The sequence below is a fragment of the Rhodococcus erythropolis NBRC 15567 genome, assembly GCF_001552595.1.
Taxonomy (GTDB): Bacteria; Actinomycetota; Actinomycetes; order Mycobacteriales; family Mycobacteriaceae; genus Rhodococcus_F; species Rhodococcus_F erythropolis.
Genome location: NZ_BCRM01000007.1, coordinates 68,605 through 85,004 on the forward strand (window position 1 = coordinate 68,605; position 16,400 = coordinate 85,004).

Genomic DNA, 16,400 nt, shown 5'->3' on the forward strand with positions numbered 1-16,400 from the left:
CGCCCGAGTAACGGGTGGGGCCTTTCGCTTGGCACAATGGTGACGATCAAGACGCGAACGAAGAAACGATCGGAGTTTTCGGTGGGTGCCTCTGACACCACTGTTCTGGTGACTGTGACCGGGCCGGACCGCCCTGGCGTCACCTCGGTACTGTTCGCGGCGCTGTCGCGGCACGATGTGCGTCTGCTCGACGTGGAGCAGGTGGTGATTCGAGGTCGACTGACACTCGGCGTCATGGTGGCCTGCCCGAACGATCCCGAAGCCCTTCAGGAAGAGCTCGAACAGGCGATGGCGACGGTCGGAATGAACGTCGACATCGAAATCGGTGCCGATCCAGGTCGACCTGCAGTGTCCACTCACGCGGTCGTTGTTCTCGGCAGCCCCGTCAATGCCCGCGCAATGCGCTCGGTAGCACGCGAACTCGCGAAGCAGGGCGCCAACATCGACTCCATCCGTGGTGTCGCCGACTATCCGGTCACCGGCCTCGAACTCAGCGTCAGCGCAGCCGATACTGTCGACGGCGACGCGAAGCTGCGTACCGGACTCGCCGAGGTCGCCGCTCTCGAAAACGTCGACATCGCAGTCGAGCGCGCAGGACTGGCTCGCCGGGCCAAGCGTCTGATCGTGTTCGACGTGGACTCGACGCTCGTACAGGGCGAGGTCATCGAGATGCTCGCCGCGAAGGCCGGCGTCGAGGACGAGGTCCGCGCCGTCACCGAAGCTGCGATGCGCGGCGAGATCGACTTCACCGAATCACTGCACCAGCGTGTGGCGACACTCGCCGGTCTCGACGCGTCCGTCATCGACGAGGTGGCAGAGAGCATCGAACTGACGCCGGGGGCGCGCACCACGATTCGCACCCTGCGCCGCCTCGGATTCCACTGCGGCGTGGTGTCCGGCGGTTTCCGCCAGGTCATCGAAGGCCTCGCACACGAACTCGAACTGGACTTCGTGCACGCCAACACCCTCGAGATCGTCGACGGCAAGTTGACCGGACGTGTGATCGGTGAAATCGTCGACCGCGCTGCGAAGGCCGTCGCGCTGCGCAAGTTCGCCGATCAGGTCGGTGTGCCGATGGAACAGACCGTCGCCGTCGGTGACGGTGCCAACGACATCGACATGCTCAACGCCGCGGGACTAGGTGTGGCGTTCAACGCCAAGCCCGCGTTGCGGGAGGTCGCGGACGCGGCTTTGTCGCATCCCTTCCTCGATGCTGTGCTGTTCATTCTCGGTGTGACCCGCGACGAGGTCGAGGCTGCGGACGCCGTCGACGGTGGCGTACGACGCGTACCGATTCCATGAGTTCCGATCCAGCAGTCAGTTCCGATCCAGCAGTCAGTTCCGATCCAGCAGTGAAGTCCGGCCCCGATTCTCGCTGGCGCGAGCGCCACTCGGTGTTGGCCGCTGGGTACGGTGGGCGAGACGATCCCGCGGATCCGGCACTGGTGTTGGCGATGCCGATCATTCTCCACATCCAGAAGGCAGACCCGCCGAAGCGCACTGCACTGCTCGAGGCTGCCGCAACGGCGGCAGTGGCGCTTTGCCTGGACGAACGCGTCGGGTTCACCGAAGACGGGGAGCCCGGCCCGTGGCACGAGGACTATTCGGCGTGGGTGGGTGCCCGGATCCGGAAAGTGTCTCGCCGAGCGCGTGGAGCCCAGTGGCTCGCCGCGCAAGAGGTACCGGGAATCACCGTCGACGTGGATGGTGCCCAGGCGCGGGCTCTGGTTCCCGGGCCGGTCGGAGAACTGGACCCGCGAATCAAGAAGTTGCAGATCGGTGGCACCGACCTGGAGCACGACGAGCCTGGCCAGCCAGAGCCCGGTCTTCCGGTGCTGTGGATCGACTCGGCGCTCGAGATGACGGTAGGCAAGGCGTCGGCACAGGTAGGGCATGCCTCGATGTTGTTGGCAGCGGCCATGTCCGAGAAACAGTGCTGGGTATGGGCGCAGAACGACTTTCGCTGCTCGGTACGCGACGCAAGTCCGAAACAGTGGGCCGAGGCAGTAGACCGATTGAAGCGGTCGGAGGCTGTCGCGGTTCGTGATGCGGGCTTCACGGAAGTGGCACCAGGCTCCATGACAGTCATTGCGGTTCCGTAGAGACCTAACCGACCAGTCCAGTATCGACAACTTGGCTATGGATGAACAGTCCAGTGGCCTTCAAGATAGTCGAGTGTTGATACGGAGATTCGCCTCGCTGTTCGTTGGTCTGTGGTTGTACGGCTTCTCGATGGCCATGATGATCACAGCCGGCCTCGGACTGGACCCCTGGGATGTGTTCCATCAGGGCGTGGCCGAGCATGTTTCGCTCAGTTTCGGCGTGATCACTGCGATTACCGGTGCGGTGGTCCTGCTGCTCTGGATTCCGATCCGTCAGCGGCCAGGGTTCGGCACGGTCGCCAATGTCGTGGTCATTGCAATCTCGGTGGATACTTCACTGGCCTTCTTGCCGGTCTTTGATTCCATGCCAGTTCGCGCCGCGATCATGGTCGCGGGAATCCTCCTCAACGGACTGGCCAGCGTTCTCTACATCGGGGCAGGCATGGGGCCGGGTCCCCGCGACGGGTTGATGACAGGACTGGTGGCGCGCACCGGCTTGTCGGTCAGGCTCGTGCGTACCAGCATCGAAATCGCGGTCCTCGCTACCGGATGGCTCCTCGGTGGAACGGTTGGCGTCGGAACAGTGTTGTACGCCTTCGGGATCGGGCCGACCATTCAATTACTGATCAAGTTGCTGCCGGATTCCATGACAGCAGCGGTTACCGGCGGACGTGTCACGGAACGTAAGGCCAAGACCGTGGGTCCGGTCAATGAGATCTCCGTGCCGACGGGAACTTCGGCCGTGGAGGCGGGTTCGCCGGTCGGTGACGCCGAATCGAACGATGCAGTCAAGGTGCCGTCGAACCATTCCGGAGTGCCGACGGTGACCTGAACCGGTCCACCGGAATGCAGGATCAGGAGCCAACTGTCGTCACCGAGTGGGCGCCCGGTCCGAGTGTGAGACCGAACGTCGGCTCCGTCGATCCAGGCCTGCAGCGTTCGGTGACTCTCGTCGTACCATGCGGTGTCGTCGAACTCGACGCCGGCAGCGTCGAACCAGACGAGGTCCGGGTGTTCCAGTCTTCTTCTGCCTTCGAAGAATTCGGGCTGACGCAACGCCGGTGCCGCTCGGCGTAATCCGAACGCTCGGGAGACGAACTGCACCAACGACTGATCGGCCGCCGTCCAGTCCAGGGCCCACGAATCGGCTGGGGAGGCAAGTGTGGGAACACAATACGCGTTGTTGTTTCCGCCGAGACTGTGGCCGAACTCGTCTCCGGCGGTGAGCATCGGTGTGCCTGTCGACAGCACGAGCGTGGCCAGTAGCGCCCGTACATGACGTGCCCTGGCGTCCTGAATCTCGGGATCGGTGCTGGGGCCTTCGATTCCGTGGTTGAACGAATCGTTGTGATCGGCGCCGTCACGATTGTCTTCACCGTTGGCTTCGTTGTGCTTGTGGTTGTACGCGACCAGATCGGCGGCGGTGAACCCGTCGTGCGCTGTGACGAAGTTGATCGACGCCCATGGGCGACGGCCGCTGCCGGCAAAGATGTCCTCGGAACCGGCGAGGCGCGACGCGACCTTCCGGACGCTGGAGCCGCCGTTCCAGAACTGGCGAATAGTGCTGCGGTACTTGTCGTTCCATTCCGACCATTGGAGTCCGAAGTTTCCGACCTGGTAACCGTCGGCAGTGGCATCCCACGGTTCGGCGATGAGCTTGCACCGGGTGAGTACCGGATCGGAGGAGATGGCCGACAAGATGGACGCCCGCTGGTCGAAGCCGCCGCCGCGCGGCCTACCCAACGCGCTCGCGAGATCGAATCGGAAGCCGTCGACACCCATTTCGGTGGCCCAGTAGCGGAGGCTGTCGGTGATCATGCGGACGGCGATGGGGGAGCAGGCGTCGACCGTGTTGCCGCACCCGGTCAGGTCGATGTCGCGGCCGTCGCCGTCGAGAAGGTAGTAGCCGGGGCCGTCCAAACCTCGCCAGCTGACGCTGATTCCGTCGACACTCTGCTCGCAGGTGTGGTTGTAGACGACGTCGAGGATGACCTCGATGCCTGCCGCGTGTAGTGCGTCGACCATGATCCGGAACTCGGTGACTTCGCCGCCCGGAGTTGCCGCGTATCCGGGATGCGGGGCGAAGTACGACGCCGTCGAGTATCCCCAGTGGTTGCGCATCCCTCGCTCGCGGACGCTCTGTTCGGTCAGAAACGCCTGTACGGGAAGCAGTTCCACGGCGGTGACGCCGAGTGAGACGAGGTGATCGATCACGGCCGGTGCCGTCAGGCCGAGGTACGTTCCGCGGTGGGCGGCGGGTACTCCTGGATGACTGGCGGTGTACGCGCCCACATGCAGTTCGTAGATCACGCTTTCCTCCCACGGCGTCTCGAGGCGGGCTCCGGCGGGCACGAGGCCGGGAGTCACCACGGACAGCGGCACGTGGCCGAGCGAGTCGAGGGTAGACGGGTCGCCGAAAGGATCGTCGGCGTACGACAGGAGGGCACGGTGGTCACCGAGTTCCCCCTCGATGCGGCACGCCCACGGATCGATGAGCAGCTTGTGTGGGTTCAGTCTCAGTCCGGCGCGCGGATTCCACGGGCCGCTTGCCCGAATTCCGTATCGCTGCCCCGCACCGATCCCGGCGATGATCCCGTGCCAGATTCCGTACGTGTGTTGCCGGAGTTCGACGCGATCTTCGTTTCCGTCCTGGTCGATCAGGCAGATCTGGACGCTCGACGCAGCTGGTGCGTGGACCGCGAACTGGGTTCCGGAGTCCACGATGTTGGCGCCGAGTGGGAACGGAGACCCGGGCGTCGGGGTGCGAGTTTCGATGAGAGGCGACACGCAAGATGATCCTGCCGTGAACGGCCGGAGAATGTGCGGGAAGATGTTCGGGTGCCGCTACCTGATCCAGATCTGCTCATCGATTTCGACAACGTACTCATCCGTCGGGGAGGGTCCACTCTGGTGGGGCCCGTCACCTGGAAAGTGGAGCTGGACGAGCGATGGGTGGTGCTCGGACCCAACGGTGCCGGCAAGACCTCGCTGCTGCGCATCGCGGCCGGTGAGACTTTCCCGACCAGTGGTTCTGCCCACCTCCTTGGCGAAGTTCTCGGCAAGGTCGACGTCAACGAGTTGCGCCCGCGAATCGGTTTGTCCTCGTCGTCGTTGGCGAACCGCGTGCCCGGCGACGAGAAGGTCAGCGACCTAGTCGTGTCGGCGGGCTACGCCGTTCTCGGTCGGTGGCGCGAGGAGTACGAATCCATGGACACCTCGCGCGCTGTGGAGATGCTCGAAAGCCTCGGCGCCGAGCACCTGGCGGATCGGACGTACGGGACGCTTTCCGAAGGCGAGCGCAAGCGCGTCCTCATTGCGCGAGCCTTGATGACCGATCCCGAACTTCTTCTCCTGGACGAGCCCGCCGCCGGGCTCGATCTCGGTGGACGTGAGGAACTTGTGGCCAGACTCGCCGAACTGGCTGCCGATCCGGACGCCCCGGCTACCGTTCTGATCACCCATCACGTCGAGGAGATCCCGCCGGGATTCACTCACGCACTCCTTCTCAAGGAAGGTGAGGTCGTCTCTCAGGGCCTTCTGGACGACGTCATCACCGCCGAAAATCTGAGCGCGGCATTCAGCCAGTCCATCAGCCTCGACAAGGCGGACGGCCGATACTTCGCGCGCCGCGCGAGGCCGTCCGGAGCTCATCGCGCGTGAGCTTCAGTGGGACCTGAAATGCGTTCCAGATCACAGATCGCGTAGGTTCGCGAAGCATGGCTAACGAGAATGCAAACGCTGTCCCCGAGCCCAAGGATGCGTCGACCGTCATCTTGGTGCGCGATGCCGAATCCGGGATCGAGATCTTCCTGCTTCAACGAGTACAGGGGATGGCGTTTGCCGGGGGCATGACAGTCTTCCCCGGCGGCGGCGTCGACAAGTCCGATGCGACGGCAGAGGTCGAGTGGGCCGGACCGTCTGTCGAGTGGTGGGCCGAGCGGTTCAGCACGGACGTGGCTCGGGCGAAGGCTCTCGTCTTGGCTGCGGTGCGGGAAACGTTCGAGGAGTGCGGCGTCCTACTCGCCGGACCGACCGCGGACACCGTCGTCGCGGACACGGCCGGCTACGCACAGGACCGAGTAGCTCTCGAAAAGCACGAGCTGTCGTTCAGCGATTTCCTGAAGAAGGAGAACCTGGTCCTGCGAACGGATCTGCTGCGGCCGTGGGCGAACTGGATCACGCCGGTGGGCGAGACCCGCCGCTACGACACGCGCTTCTTCGTCGCAGCGTCACCGACCGGACAGATCGCGGACGGGGTCACCTCCGAGGCCGCCGAGGTGCGTTGGCAGAGCCCGCAGGACGCGCTGGCGCATTGGCGGGAGGGTGGCAGCATCCTGTTGCCGCCGACGTGGAGTCAGCTGACCGAATTGGCCAAGTTCAGTTCGGTGGCGGAGATACTCGCAGCCGAGCCGGAGATTCCCGTCATCCTGCCTACGTTGATCACCGACGAGGAGACTCTGCGCGTCGAGTTCCCGAATCAGGACGGTTACTACGTCGCCGGGCCGCATCCGTGGTCGGTCAAGGCGGCAAAGTAACCTCTCGATCATGGCTGAATTTGTGACTCTCGAGGTTTCCGAAGGCATCGGCACCATCCGTCTGGCGCGCCCGCCCATGAACGCTCTGAACCGTCAGGTCCAGGACGAGTTGGCTGCTGCCGCACACGCTGCGACCGTCGACAAGGCAGTCAAGGCCGTCATCGTCTACGGCGGCGAGAAAGTCTTCGCAGCAGGTGCCGACGTCAAGGAAATGGCCGAGATGGATTACGGCCAGATCCGTGACGCCATCGGTGGCATGCAGGCCGGGCTCGGCGCCGTGGCGTCCATCCCGAAGCCGACCGTTGCCGCGATCACCGGATACGCACTCGGTGGCGGACTCGAAGTTGCACTCTCGGCCGATCGCCGGATCGTCGGAGACAACGCCAAGCTCGGAGTTCCGGAGATTCTGCTCGGAATCATTCCCGGTGGCGGCGGAACGCAGCGCCTGGCTCGTCTGATCGGACCGGCCAAGGCCAAGGATCTGGTCTTCACCGGCCGTTTCGTCGGGGCTGACGAGGCGTTGGCCATCGGTTTGGTCGACGAGGTCGTCGCTCCCGACGACGTGTACACCGCCGCTCGCACGTGGGCCTCGCAGTTCGTCGGGGGAGCGTCACGTGCGTTGGCTGCTGCCAAGGCAGCCATCGACGAGGGTCTGAACACCGACCTGGAATCCGGGCTCAAGATCGAGCAGCATCTGTTCGCCGGATTGTTCGCGACCAAGGATCAGGCGATCGGCATGGAGTCGTTCATCGCCAACGGTCCGGGCAAGGCCGAGTTCACGGGCGAGTAGGCTCCCCTAAACTAGAACTTGTTCATCTCTTACCAGCGAGTAGGATAGCCGCCATGACAGCCAGCCCGAATGACGACGCAACCGTCACGCCGCCCGCCGCTACCGACACCTCGGTAGTCGACCCCGCGCCGCGGCCGCACGCCACGGCCGAAGAGGTCGAGGCCGCTCGTAAGGACACCAAGCTCGCCCAGGTGCTCTACCACGACTGGGAAGCCGAAACCTACGACGACAAGTGGTCCATCTCGTACGACGAGCGCTGCATCGACTACGCACGTGGTCGTTTCGACGCCGTCGCGGGCGATCAGCCGCTCCCGTACGAGCGCGCCCTCGAACTGGGTTGCGGCACCGGATTCTTCCTCCTGAACCTGATGCAGGGTGGAGTCGCCAAGACCGGTTCGGTCACCGACCTCTCGCCCGGCATGGTCAAGGTCGCACTGCGCAATGCAGAAAGCCTCGGCCTTCCGGTCGACGGCCGTGTTGCCGATGCCGAGACCATTCCGTACGAGGACAACACCTTCGACCTGGTCGTCGGCCACGCCGTGCTGCACCACATTCCCGACGTCGAGAAGTCGCTGCGCGAGGTCCTTCGTGTCCTCAAGCCCGGCGGCCGTTTCGTCTTCGCCGGTGAGCCCACGACTGTCGGTAACTTCTACGCCCGCTGGCTCGGCCGCGCGACGTGGGAAGCAACCACACGCGTGACCAAGCTGCCGTTCCTGGCAGATTGGCGTCGCCCGCAGGAAGAGCTCGACGAGTCCTCTCGCGCAGCAGCGCTCGAAGCAGTCGTCGACATCCACACGTTCGACCCCACCGACCTCGAGAACATGGCGAAGTCCGCGGGAGCCGATCAGGTCCACGCTGCCACCGAGGAATTCGCCGCGGCGCTTCTCGGATGGCCGGTCCGTACCTTCGAAGCAGCTGTTCCGCCGGAGAAGCTCGGTTGGGGCTGGGGACGTTTCGCTTTCGGTGGTTGGAAGACGCTCAGCTGGGTCGACGAGAAGGTGCTCCGCCACGTCGTTCCTCGCGGATTCTTCTACAACGTCATGATCACCGGCGTGAAGCCCGGCAACTGAATTGGGTTATGACTTCACCCTCGGCGACGTCGACTATCTCGGAAGTGATTCCGGCGTAGCTGCCTTGGCCGAGGTGGATCAGCTCGAACTGTCCACGCGTACGCGTCTGGCCGACATCGGCCGGGCGCGTACGCGTTTCGGTGATCACATGCCTGCGCTCGTGGACACCGTCCTGCTTCGACGCAAGGCCGCTACGAAACTGCCCGGCAGTGATCAGTGGTTGTTCACGGACGACGCGATGCAGCAGGCCACTCCCGGCGTTGTGGCGGCGCACCGCGCGCAGCGTCTGATCGGGCGCGACGTCCACGACGTGACGTGCTCAATCGGCGCCGAACTGCATGCCTTGACCGGAGTTGCGCATCGCGTGATCGGCAGCGACATCGATTCCGTTCGCCTGGCGATGGCACAGCGCAATGTGCCGAGCGCAGCGTTGTTGCGGGCCGACGCGCTCCGCCCGACGACACGCGACACCGTCGTACTGGCGGACCCCGCCCGGCGATCGGGCGGTCGCCGCACTCACGATCCGGCAGCGTTGATGCCACCTCTACCGGACCTCATCGAGGCGTACTCCGGCCGTGATCTCGCGGTGAAGTGTGCTCCCGGACTCGATTTCGACAATCTGGGCTGGGACGGGGAAGTCGAGGTCGTCTCGCTCGACGGCGGCGTCAAGGAAGCCTGCCTGTGGTCGACGGGACTGGCCGAGTCCGGCGTCACGCGTCGAGCTTCGGTGCTTCGCTCCGACGGGAGCGGGTGGGCGATCACCGACGCCGAGGACGACGTGATTCCGGAGCAAGCTCCGGGGGAGTGGATCATCGACCCGGACGGAGCGGTAGTGCGAGCAGGCCTCGTGCGCCACTACGCGGCCAGACACGGCCTCTGGCAGCTCGATCCACGCATCGCTTATCTGACCGGTGACAGCGTCCCTGAGGGAGTTCGCGGATTCCGGATCCTCGAGCAGATCAAGTACTCGGAGAAACTGCTCAAACAGACACTGTCCAAGCGGGACTGCGGTGTGGCCGAAATTTTGGTGCGAGGAGTCGACGTGGACCCGGCAGTGCTGCGTCCACGGCTCAAGCTCAAGGGCTCGCTTGCACTGAGCGTCGTGATCGTGCGGATCGGACGATCGGCGTCGGCCTTCATCTGTGAGGCGTCCCGCTAGCTCACTTGAAGACGAACAGCTCACCGATTGCGCTGGGCGTCAACACTTCGCCCTTGGGGCCGATCGAGGTGCCGACGGTGAAGCCGACTGCTCCCGGCAACGTGTCCTGATCCACCGTCTCACCGGTTTCGGTGTCGAAGGTGATCAGGCTCAGTCCGTTCTCACCCTCACGGACGACGGTGTATCCGGTGTTGCCGGCGGTCTGCGCCGGAACACCCAGTTGCAGAAGGTCTTTACGTTCCCAGGCCAGTTCGGCGTGATCTCCCTCGTCGCGCACGGCAAGGAGGTGGCCCTTGTCGCCGCCGGCGGGAATGATCAAACCGTCGTCGGACGTCGAGGCACTACCGGCCGAGTTGAAGCCGATGTCGTAACTCCACCTGGTGTCACCGGTTTCGGCGTTCACTGCCCAGAGAGATCCGTTGTTGTCGGTGGCGTACACGGTCTTGCCGTCCTTCGACAGGTCCGGGCTCGACGCCGTTCCACCGGGAAGCGCGTCGGTGGACCACTCGCGGGTGATGGACGGATTGTCGCCGCCCGTGTACTTCATGGCGACCAGATCGGCTGCCCGAGAACTGGGTCCGTAGAAGGTGAAGTAGAACTTGCCGGTGCCCAGGTCCACTGCCGGCGTATTGGCCACCGGGCAGCCGGACGTGCCGAGGAAGCACTCGTTCAAACCCTTGTTGTCGGGAATGAGTTCTGCATTTGCGCCCTGGTCGATCGACGGCGGCGGGATCAGGTCGAACGACGGAACCACTTTGGCGCCGGTCTGCGGGTCGAGCACGTTGATCTGACCCAATTGGGTGATGAACAACAGGTTTCCGTCGCCGGTGAACTGTGACGAGAGAGGAGTGCCCACAACGAGCGTGCGCCAACGCAATTGACCCGTCTCGGTGAAGGACATCATCGCGCCGCTCTCACCGACGTAGACATTGGTGGCCGTGTCGACGATGGGCGTCGAGGCGACTACTCCGTCGTTGAGTCGAGCGCACCACTTCTTGCGACCCGTATCCATCTGGAACGAGAAGAGATTGCAGCCGTTCTCGGTGCGGGCGGTGACGAAGCTCTGGCCGTTCGCGGCCACCGAGGCGTACGCGGCAACCGGACCGCCGAGAGGGCGTGACCATGCGAACTCGACATCGCGTGATCCGGTGACCGGGCTCGTGTCGCTGTTGCGGGCGTCGGCATGCATGGCCGGCCAACCCGCCGACGCGTACCGGTCCACCCGTCCGTCGTCGCTGCCGCAACCGGCGATCAGGGCCGCAGCGATCGCCGTCGACACCATCACGGACGACCGTAGGACCCGCCGCATCACAATCTCCCTGCCTTCACTTGATCAAGAGCCCTCGGTAACTGCACAAGCCCGGACCAGAGACTATCCCGACCGGGGCAACGTGACGGGGCACACCCCGAGGGTCGGTGAGTCGGCCCCACGTAGGCTGAACACTCATGACGAGCATGTGGGGCGCACCGTTGCGCACTCGATGGCGGGGATCACGCCGAGGCGACAGCGATCAGGCCAAGTTCTTGACGGTCGATTCCCTCAAATGGGTTCTGGCGAACAAGGCGTACACACCCTGGTATCTGGTGCGGTACTACCGTCTCGCCAAGTTCAAGATGGCCAACCCGCACGTGATCCTGCGTGGCATGGTGTTCCTCGGCAAGAACGTCGAAATCCATTCGACCCCGGACCTGTCCCGCCTCGAGATCGGGCGCTGGGTACACATCGGCGACGGCAACGCGATCCGTTGCCACGAAGGCTCGCTGCGCATCGGCGACAAGGTCGTCTTCGGCAAGGACAACGTCGTCAACACCTATCTCGACATCGAAATCGGTGCGTCGACGCTCGTAGCCGACTGGTGCTACATCTGCGATTTCGACCACCGCATGGACGACATCAACACACCGATCAAGGACCAGGGCATCGTCAAGGGCCCCGTCCGTATCGGCCCGGACACCTGGGTGGCAGCGAAGGTCACCGTGCTGCGAAATACCCGCGTCGGACGCGGTTGTGTCCTCGGTGCGCACGCCGTCGTCAAGGGAGACATCCCGGACTACAGCATCGCGGTCGGCTCGCCCGCGAAGGCGGTCAAGAACCGCAAGTCCGATTGGGAAGCCGGCGCTGCCGATCGTGCAAAGTACATCGCGGCGCTCGAGGACATCGCACGCAAGAAGGCTGCTGCGGACGCTGCCGACGCGTCGTAGCTCACTTTTTGGCAGAACCAGCGATTACTTTCGGCGCCGCCACCGGTCTGTATCGGTATCGGCGCCGAAAGTCTGCGCCGGTGAAAGGAGTGCCGACATGAGCGAACAGACACCCGAATGGGTCGTGGCGCAGCGCCGCGAACTGGTGGGGTTTCTCGAAGGCCTGAGCGCGGAGCAGTGGAACGCGCCGACCCTGTGCGACGGGTGGCGGGTCCGCGAAGTGATCGCGCACATCACCATGCCCTACCGATACTCGGCGCCGCGATTCGTCGTGGAAATGGTCAAGTCACGCGGAAACTTCAACAAGATGTCGAATCGGCGAGCGCTCGCCGACGCGTCGGAAGTCGGTGAGCAACAACTGCTTGCCTCGCTTCGCGACAACGTCGCACACCCGTGGAAGCCGCCGGGCGGTGGCTTCGAGGGCGCACTCTCACACGACGTGATTCACGGTCAGGACATTCGCGTGGCACTCGGCGACGACTACGTGGTGCCCGAAGACCGGCTCACTCGTGTGCTCAGCGGACTCTCGCCCAAAACCGTGAAGTATTTCGGAACTGACCTCGACGGCGCTCGGTTGCGCGCCGACGACCGAGACTGGACGTACGGCGCCGGCGCCGAGGTTCACGGAGCGGCGCAGGACTTGTTGCTGGTGTTGTGTGGCCGGATGTTGCCACCAGGCCATCTGCTCGGGGATGCGAGTTCTCGCTTCACCGCGCCCCTCCCGACCCGCTGAGGTCAGCGCTTCAGCGACCAGGGAGCGGCCGCTCGGGAATCTGCGGCCGCGCCAACGGCTGCCGCACCCGACGCTTTGCGCCCGCGTAGACGTGAGCAGTCTCCTCGGCGACCTGATGCCAGTCGAAGTCCGACGTCAGGCGTGCCCGGGCGGCCACTGCCCGTTCCTGCGCCCCGGCGGGATCGTCGAGAACTTCGCGGACCGCCGAGGTGAGCCCGGCGATGTCACCCGGTTGGAACGACATCCCGGTCACCCCGTCGACTACCGCTTCGCCCAGTCCGCCTGCGGTGGACGTGATCAGCGGAGTGCCGGCTGCCGCCGCTTCGAGGGCGATGATCCCGAACGGCTCGTAGCGCGACGGCAGGACGATGGCGTCCGCTCCGTGCAGCCAGCTGAGCAGTTCCGTGTGATCGAGGTTGCCGAGAAAGTCCACTGCCCGCGCGACGCGATGTGTGCGCGCCTGTTGGTAGAGCCAGGTGAACTGGGTGCCTTCGCCCGCGATCGCGAGGGTCGTGCCGGGGTGGCTACGACGGATTCGGGGGAGTGCCGCGATAGCGTCCTGCACACCCTTCTCGTATTCCAGGCGGCCGACGAAGAGGAGCTTCGGCGGCCCTGACCGCGGGCCACGTTCGCGAAAGTTCCACGTGGTCACGTCGATTCCGTTGCGGATGACGGTGATCGGCGGCAGCGTCGGACCGTAGAGTTCGGTAACTTCTTCCTGCATGGACGCCGAACAGGTTATGAGAGAGTCGGATTCGTTTGCCAGCCACCACTCGACCGAGTGGACCTGGCGGTTGATGCGTCCGGAGATCCAACCGCTGTGGCGACCCGCCTCGGTGGCGTGAAGGGTGGAAACCAGTGGGACGTCATAGAATTCGGCCAAGGCGATCGCCGGATGTGCGACCAGCCAGTCGTGTGCGTGCACGACGTCCGGTTGCCAGCCCTCGCCCACTCCGGGCTTGTACAGCGCCATCCCGGCACGGATCATCGCGTGACCCATCGCGAGGGTCCACGCGAGCATGTCCTCGCCGAAGACGAAGTGTGCCGGGTCCTCGGCCACTGCGACGACCAGTACGCCTTCGGAGATGTGCGTGACCGTCGGGTGCGTCGACGCATCGGTGCCGGAGGGGCGGCGCGAGAGAACCACGACCTCGTGGCCTGCAGCCGCAAGCTCGGTGGCGAGATGGTGGACGTGTCGGCCGAGGCCGCCGACGACGACCGGTGGGTACTCCCACGAGACGATGAGAATCTTCACGACGCGCTCCCGTTCACCAGTTCTGTGTCAGGCAGACGGCGAGCATCCAGCCCCGGGAACAATCCGTCGGCGCGATTCCAGCCTTCGGCCAGCCGCTCGGCCACGGCATCGCGGCCGGAAACGAGCGCTTCGGAGATTTCCCTGGTCGCGTGGGCGTGCTTGTGTGCGCGTTCGCGGGCGTACTCCGCGGCCGAATCCTTGCTCACCATGAATGCCCAATCGCTCGAAACTGTCATCAGTGTCTCGCGAAGGACCTGATCGTTGACCCGGTTTCGCAGTTCCGGTCGGCCGGGTGCGTTGTCGCGGCCGCGAGACTTGTCCACGGTGGTGAGGGCGGTATCGACCACCTCGGAGTTCAGTTGCACGAGGTCGGACACCTGATCGCCGGCCCATACGCGCCAGTCCTTGCCCGATCCCCAGGACGAATCCTCGAGCTGAACGGGTTCGCCCACGTATCCCGATTCCTTGGCGTCGGCGAGGGTGCCGACGCGAATTCCGGCTTCCGGAAGCGCGCGCAGGAGCTTCTCGAGCCACTGCGGGCCTTCGTGCCACCAGTGCCCGAACAGTTCGGTGTCGAATGCTGCGACCACGAGGGCGTCGCGGCCGATGCGGGTGGATTCACTGCGCAGACGCGCCCGAACGGTTTCGACGAAGTCGGCGACGTGCTTGTCGACGGCGGCGGCGGCGAGTTCGGGGTCGTACGGCAACTTGTCGGCGGAGTCGACGGTCCGTCCGGTGACCCGCGACGGCTTGAGGCCCGTCTCGTGGTCGTAGGTGTGGAAATCGCGGTAAGCAGCGTGACCCGGATATCCGGATTTCGGGGACCAGACGCGGTAGCTGACCTGCAGGTCGCGGCCGAAGGCAACCACGTCGGATTCTCGAACCGGGCGACCGAGGGACGTGTCGCCGCGCAAGGCGGGACCGTCGACCATGAAGTGGGTGACGCCCGCTTCGGCGTACCCGCGCTCCATGCCCGGGGTGTACCCGCACTCGGGCCCCCAGATCCCGGTCGGAGTGTGGTTCCACCGGGCATGCGCGTCGGCGAGACCTTCGCGGAGGGAGAACGCACGCAAGCGAGGGTCGAGCAGTGGTTGGAACGGGTGGGCCAGCGGCCCGCCGAGAAGCTCGAAGGCCTCGCGGTCGATGAGGTCGCGGAACACGGGTGAGGCGCCGTGCTGCCAATGAGTCTCGAAATCTTCGAGAGCCGCTGCGGACGCTCGGTGTTCGCGCGCTCCGAGTTCGCGGTGCGCTGCGTCCGGCATGCCGGCGGCCTCGTGTGCACGGATCTGCCAGTTGCCGAGCCAGTGATGCATACCGGCGAGGCAGTGGGGATCGTCCAACTGGGCCGCGAGCACCGGCGTGATTCCCAGCGTCAGCAGGTGCGATCGGCCCTCGTCGGCTAGGCGTCGTAGCGCGGCGGCGAGCGGAATGTACGACGCAGCCCAGGACTGGTAGATCCATTCCTCGCCGACGGGCCATCTGCCGTGGTTGGCGAGCCACGGCAGATGGGAGTGCAGAACCAGGGCGAACATCCCCGGTTCGGTGACGGGTGTTGCGTTACTCACTCGCCGGATTCCTTCACGGCAGTTTCTTTCACGGCGATAGCGACGAGGTCGAGGCTGTCGTCGATGTCGGGTTCGCTGATGCTGAAGTCGTCGACGGTGATGCCTTCGACGTCGCGGGTGAGATCTTCGGGCCAGGGCTCACCGGCCAACGCGCGGTCGATCTGCGCGTTGATGAACGATCCGCCGTGCTTGGCGTCGAGTTCCTTCAGGCGTGAACCGTGGTGGACGCCGGTCATCAACTGAACGCGGAATCCGGCGTCTTCGAGCAACTCGGTCATTTCGGCGGCGTTGAGCTCACGAGTGTGGAAGGGGTTCAGCGGCGTGTCGCGGCCGGGGGAGAACGTGATCCGGTTGGGGGTACTGATCAGAAGTTCACCGCCGGGAGCGAGAACTCGGAAGCACTCGCGCAGGAACTGACCCTGATCCCACAGGTGCTCGATCACCTGGAAATTGACGACGACGTCAACCGAGTTGTCGGCCAGTGGAAGCTCGGCGAGGTTGCCGTGGAGCATCTCGACGCGGGGGTAGCGCGCGCGGACGTGTTCGACCGCGGAGATGTCGTAGTCGAGGCCGGTAACCTTCGTTGCGACATCCGCAATCATGTTGGCGCCGTAGCCTTCTCCGGATCCGGCCTCGAGGACTCGGCGGTCCGTGCAGCGCTCAAGAAGTGCGCGGTACACCACTTCGTGGCGTCGGAACCAGTAGTTCTCCTCGGGGATTCCTGGCACGGTTCGTTCGCCCGTCAAGGGCAGGGGTGCGTCCTCGTGGTTGCTGACACTCGTTTCACTCACCCGTGCGAGATTAGTGCCATCCGGGTAGAACGTGTTCGCCGTGGTCCAGATCACTGCTGTCAATTCCTGTTCGTGCCGTTATGGTGGACGAGGTTCCACGTTAAGTTACCCACCGGTAACTTAACGTGGGGTAATCTAACGCACAGCCGACGTGAACCGAGAAATTCGCCCGTGGGGAGACCTGTCGGACTCTCTTTT

14 protein-coding genes and 1 pseudogene are annotated in these 16,400 nt (G+C 64.6%); 10 read left to right on the plus strand and 5 right to left on the minus strand.

Annotated features, from left to right (window positions below; translation table 11 throughout):
- Positions 1-81 precede the first annotated feature (81 nt).
- From serB to yczE, 3 genes are read left to right on the plus strand one after another with little or no spacing between them, the layout of a single operon-like run.
- Positions 82-1,302 (plus strand): phosphoserine phosphatase SerB, encoded by a 1,221-nt coding sequence (gene serB / locus RE4_RS12325; protein ID WP_020969288.1) that lies wholly within the window; start codon positions 82-84, stop codon positions 1,300-1,302.
- Positions 1,299-2,102 (plus strand): peptidyl-tRNA hydrolase, encoded by an 804-nt coding sequence (locus tag RE4_RS12330; RefSeq protein ID WP_060938653.1) that lies wholly within the window; start codon positions 1,299-1,301, stop codon positions 2,100-2,102. Before serB ends, RE4_RS12330 begins: the two co-directional genes overlap by 4 nt.
- 37 nt (positions 2,103-2,139) lie before the next feature.
- The gene (yczE, locus tag RE4_RS31185) at positions 2,140-2,934 is read left to right on the plus strand and encodes a membrane protein YczE (protein WP_269138450.1); all 795 of its coding nucleotides are present in this window, start codon (positions 2,140-2,142) and stop codon (positions 2,932-2,934) included.
- Here the strand turns inward: yczE and glgX are convergent.
- Positions 2,847-4,889, minus strand: a pseudogene (glgX, locus tag RE4_RS12340) (glycogen debranching protein GlgX); the annotation flags it as partial. The gene yczE and the pseudogene glgX overlap by 88 nt on opposite strands.
- A gap of 51 nt (positions 4,890-4,940) precedes the next feature.
- On the opposite strand from glgX, the gene RE4_RS12345 reads away from it, so the two are divergent.
- The 5 genes from RE4_RS12345 to RE4_RS12365 are packed head-to-tail and all read left to right on the plus strand — an operon-like array spanning position 4,941 to position 9,656.
- Positions 4,941-5,762, plus strand: a complete 822-nt coding sequence (locus RE4_RS12345) for an ABC transporter ATP-binding protein (RefSeq protein WP_003944728.1) — start codon at positions 4,941-4,943, stop codon at positions 5,760-5,762.
- 56 nt (positions 5,763-5,818) lie between these two features.
- The gene (locus tag RE4_RS12350) at positions 5,819-6,637 is read left to right on the plus strand and encodes an NUDIX hydrolase (RefSeq protein ID WP_003944751.1); all 819 of its coding nucleotides are present in this window, start codon (positions 5,819-5,821) and stop codon (positions 6,635-6,637) included.
- Positions 6,638-6,647: 10 nt separating this feature from the next.
- Positions 6,648-7,427 (plus strand): enoyl-CoA hydratase/isomerase family protein, encoded by a 780-nt coding sequence (locus RE4_RS12355; RefSeq protein WP_003944701.1) that lies wholly within the window; start codon positions 6,648-6,650, stop codon positions 7,425-7,427.
- 53 nt (positions 7,428-7,480) lie between these two features.
- On the plus strand, positions 7,481-8,497 hold the full coding sequence (locus RE4_RS12360) for a class I SAM-dependent methyltransferase (RefSeq protein ID WP_003944733.1): 1,017 nt from the start codon (positions 7,481-7,483) through the stop codon (positions 8,495-8,497).
- A gap of 1 nt (position 8,498) precedes the next feature.
- Positions 8,499-9,656: a THUMP-like domain-containing protein gene (locus RE4_RS12365; RefSeq protein ID WP_060938654.1), complete on the plus strand. Its 1,158-nt coding sequence runs from the start codon at positions 8,499-8,501 to the stop codon at positions 9,654-9,656.
- A 1-nt stretch (position 9,657) separates the two neighbouring features.
- On the opposite strand, the gene RE4_RS12370 is transcribed toward RE4_RS12365, so the two are convergent.
- The gene (locus RE4_RS12370) at positions 9,658-10,965 is read right to left on the minus strand and encodes an outer membrane protein assembly factor BamB family protein (RefSeq protein WP_029255097.1); all 1,308 of its coding nucleotides are present in this window, start codon (positions 10,963-10,965) and stop codon (positions 9,658-9,660) included.
- A 137-nt stretch (positions 10,966-11,102) separates the two neighbouring features.
- Between RE4_RS12370 and RE4_RS12375 the strand changes: the two genes are divergently transcribed.
- Together RE4_RS12375 and RE4_RS12380 are read left to right on the plus strand one after the other, a co-directional pair.
- Entirely contained in the window at positions 11,103-11,858 is a 756-nt protein-coding gene (locus RE4_RS12375) for an acyltransferase (RefSeq protein ID WP_060938655.1), read from the plus strand.
- Between the two features lie 97 nt (positions 11,859-11,955).
- Positions 11,956-12,591, plus strand: a complete 636-nt coding sequence (locus RE4_RS12380; RefSeq protein WP_019747902.1) for a maleylpyruvate isomerase family mycothiol-dependent enzyme — start codon at positions 11,956-11,958, stop codon at positions 12,589-12,591.
- Positions 12,592-12,601: 10 nt separating this feature from the next.
- Here RE4_RS12380 and RE4_RS12385 read toward each other — a convergent pair whose 3' ends face one another.
- Genes RE4_RS12385 through RE4_RS12395 form a run of 3 tightly spaced genes read right to left on the minus strand, consistent with a single transcriptional unit; the run spans position 12,602 to position 16,202 of the window.
- Positions 12,602-13,846, minus strand: a complete 1,245-nt coding sequence (locus tag RE4_RS12385; RefSeq protein WP_060938656.1) for a glycosyltransferase family 4 protein — start codon at positions 13,844-13,846, stop codon at positions 12,602-12,604.
- Positions 13,843-15,378, minus strand: coding sequence for a 1,4-alpha-glucan branching protein domain-containing protein (locus RE4_RS12390; RefSeq protein ID WP_060938679.1), 1,536 nt, complete (start codon positions 15,376-15,378; stop codon positions 13,843-13,845). The genes RE4_RS12385 and RE4_RS12390 overlap by 4 nt, the downstream gene beginning before the upstream one ends.
- A 29-nt stretch (positions 15,379-15,407) precedes the next feature.
- Positions 15,408-16,202 carry a class I SAM-dependent methyltransferase gene (locus RE4_RS12395; protein ID WP_051119132.1) on the minus strand — a complete coding sequence of 265 codons (795 nt, stop codon included), beginning with the start codon at positions 16,200-16,202 and terminating at the stop codon, positions 15,408-15,410.
- Positions 16,203-16,400 lie beyond the last annotated feature (198 nt).

Excerpts from the sequence above, each read along its gene's own strand:
- RE4_RS12390 (WP_060938679.1), bottom strand. The coding sequence starts at position 15,378 with ATGTTCGCCCTGGTTCTGCACTCCCATCTGCCGTGGCTCGCCAACCAC.
- RE4_RS12370 (WP_029255097.1), bottom strand. The coding sequence starts at position 10,965 with ATGCGGCGGGTCCTACGGTCGTCCGTGATGGTGTCGACGGCGATCGCT.
- RE4_RS12355 (WP_003944701.1), top strand. The coding sequence starts at position 6,648 with ATGGCTGAATTTGTGACTCTCGAGGTTTCCGAAGGCATCGGCACCATC.
- RE4_RS12330 (WP_060938653.1), top strand. The coding sequence starts at position 1,299 with ATGAGTTCCGATCCAGCAGTCAGTTCCGATCCAGCAGTCAGTTCCGAT.
- yczE (WP_269138450.1), top strand. The coding sequence starts at position 2,140 with ATGGATGAACAGTCCAGTGGCCTTCAAGATAGTCGAGTGTTGATACGG.
- RE4_RS12380 (WP_019747902.1), top strand. The coding sequence starts at position 11,956 with ATGAGCGAACAGACACCCGAATGGGTCGTGGCGCAGCGCCGCGAACTG.
- RE4_RS12350 (WP_003944751.1), top strand. The coding sequence starts at position 5,819 with ATGGCTAACGAGAATGCAAACGCTGTCCCCGAGCCCAAGGATGCGTCG.
- RE4_RS12375 (WP_060938655.1), top strand. The coding sequence starts at position 11,103 with ATGACGAGCATGTGGGGCGCACCGTTGCGCACTCGATGGCGGGGATCA.
- RE4_RS12360 (WP_003944733.1), top strand. The coding sequence starts at position 7,481 with ATGACAGCCAGCCCGAATGACGACGCAACCGTCACGCCGCCCGCCGCT.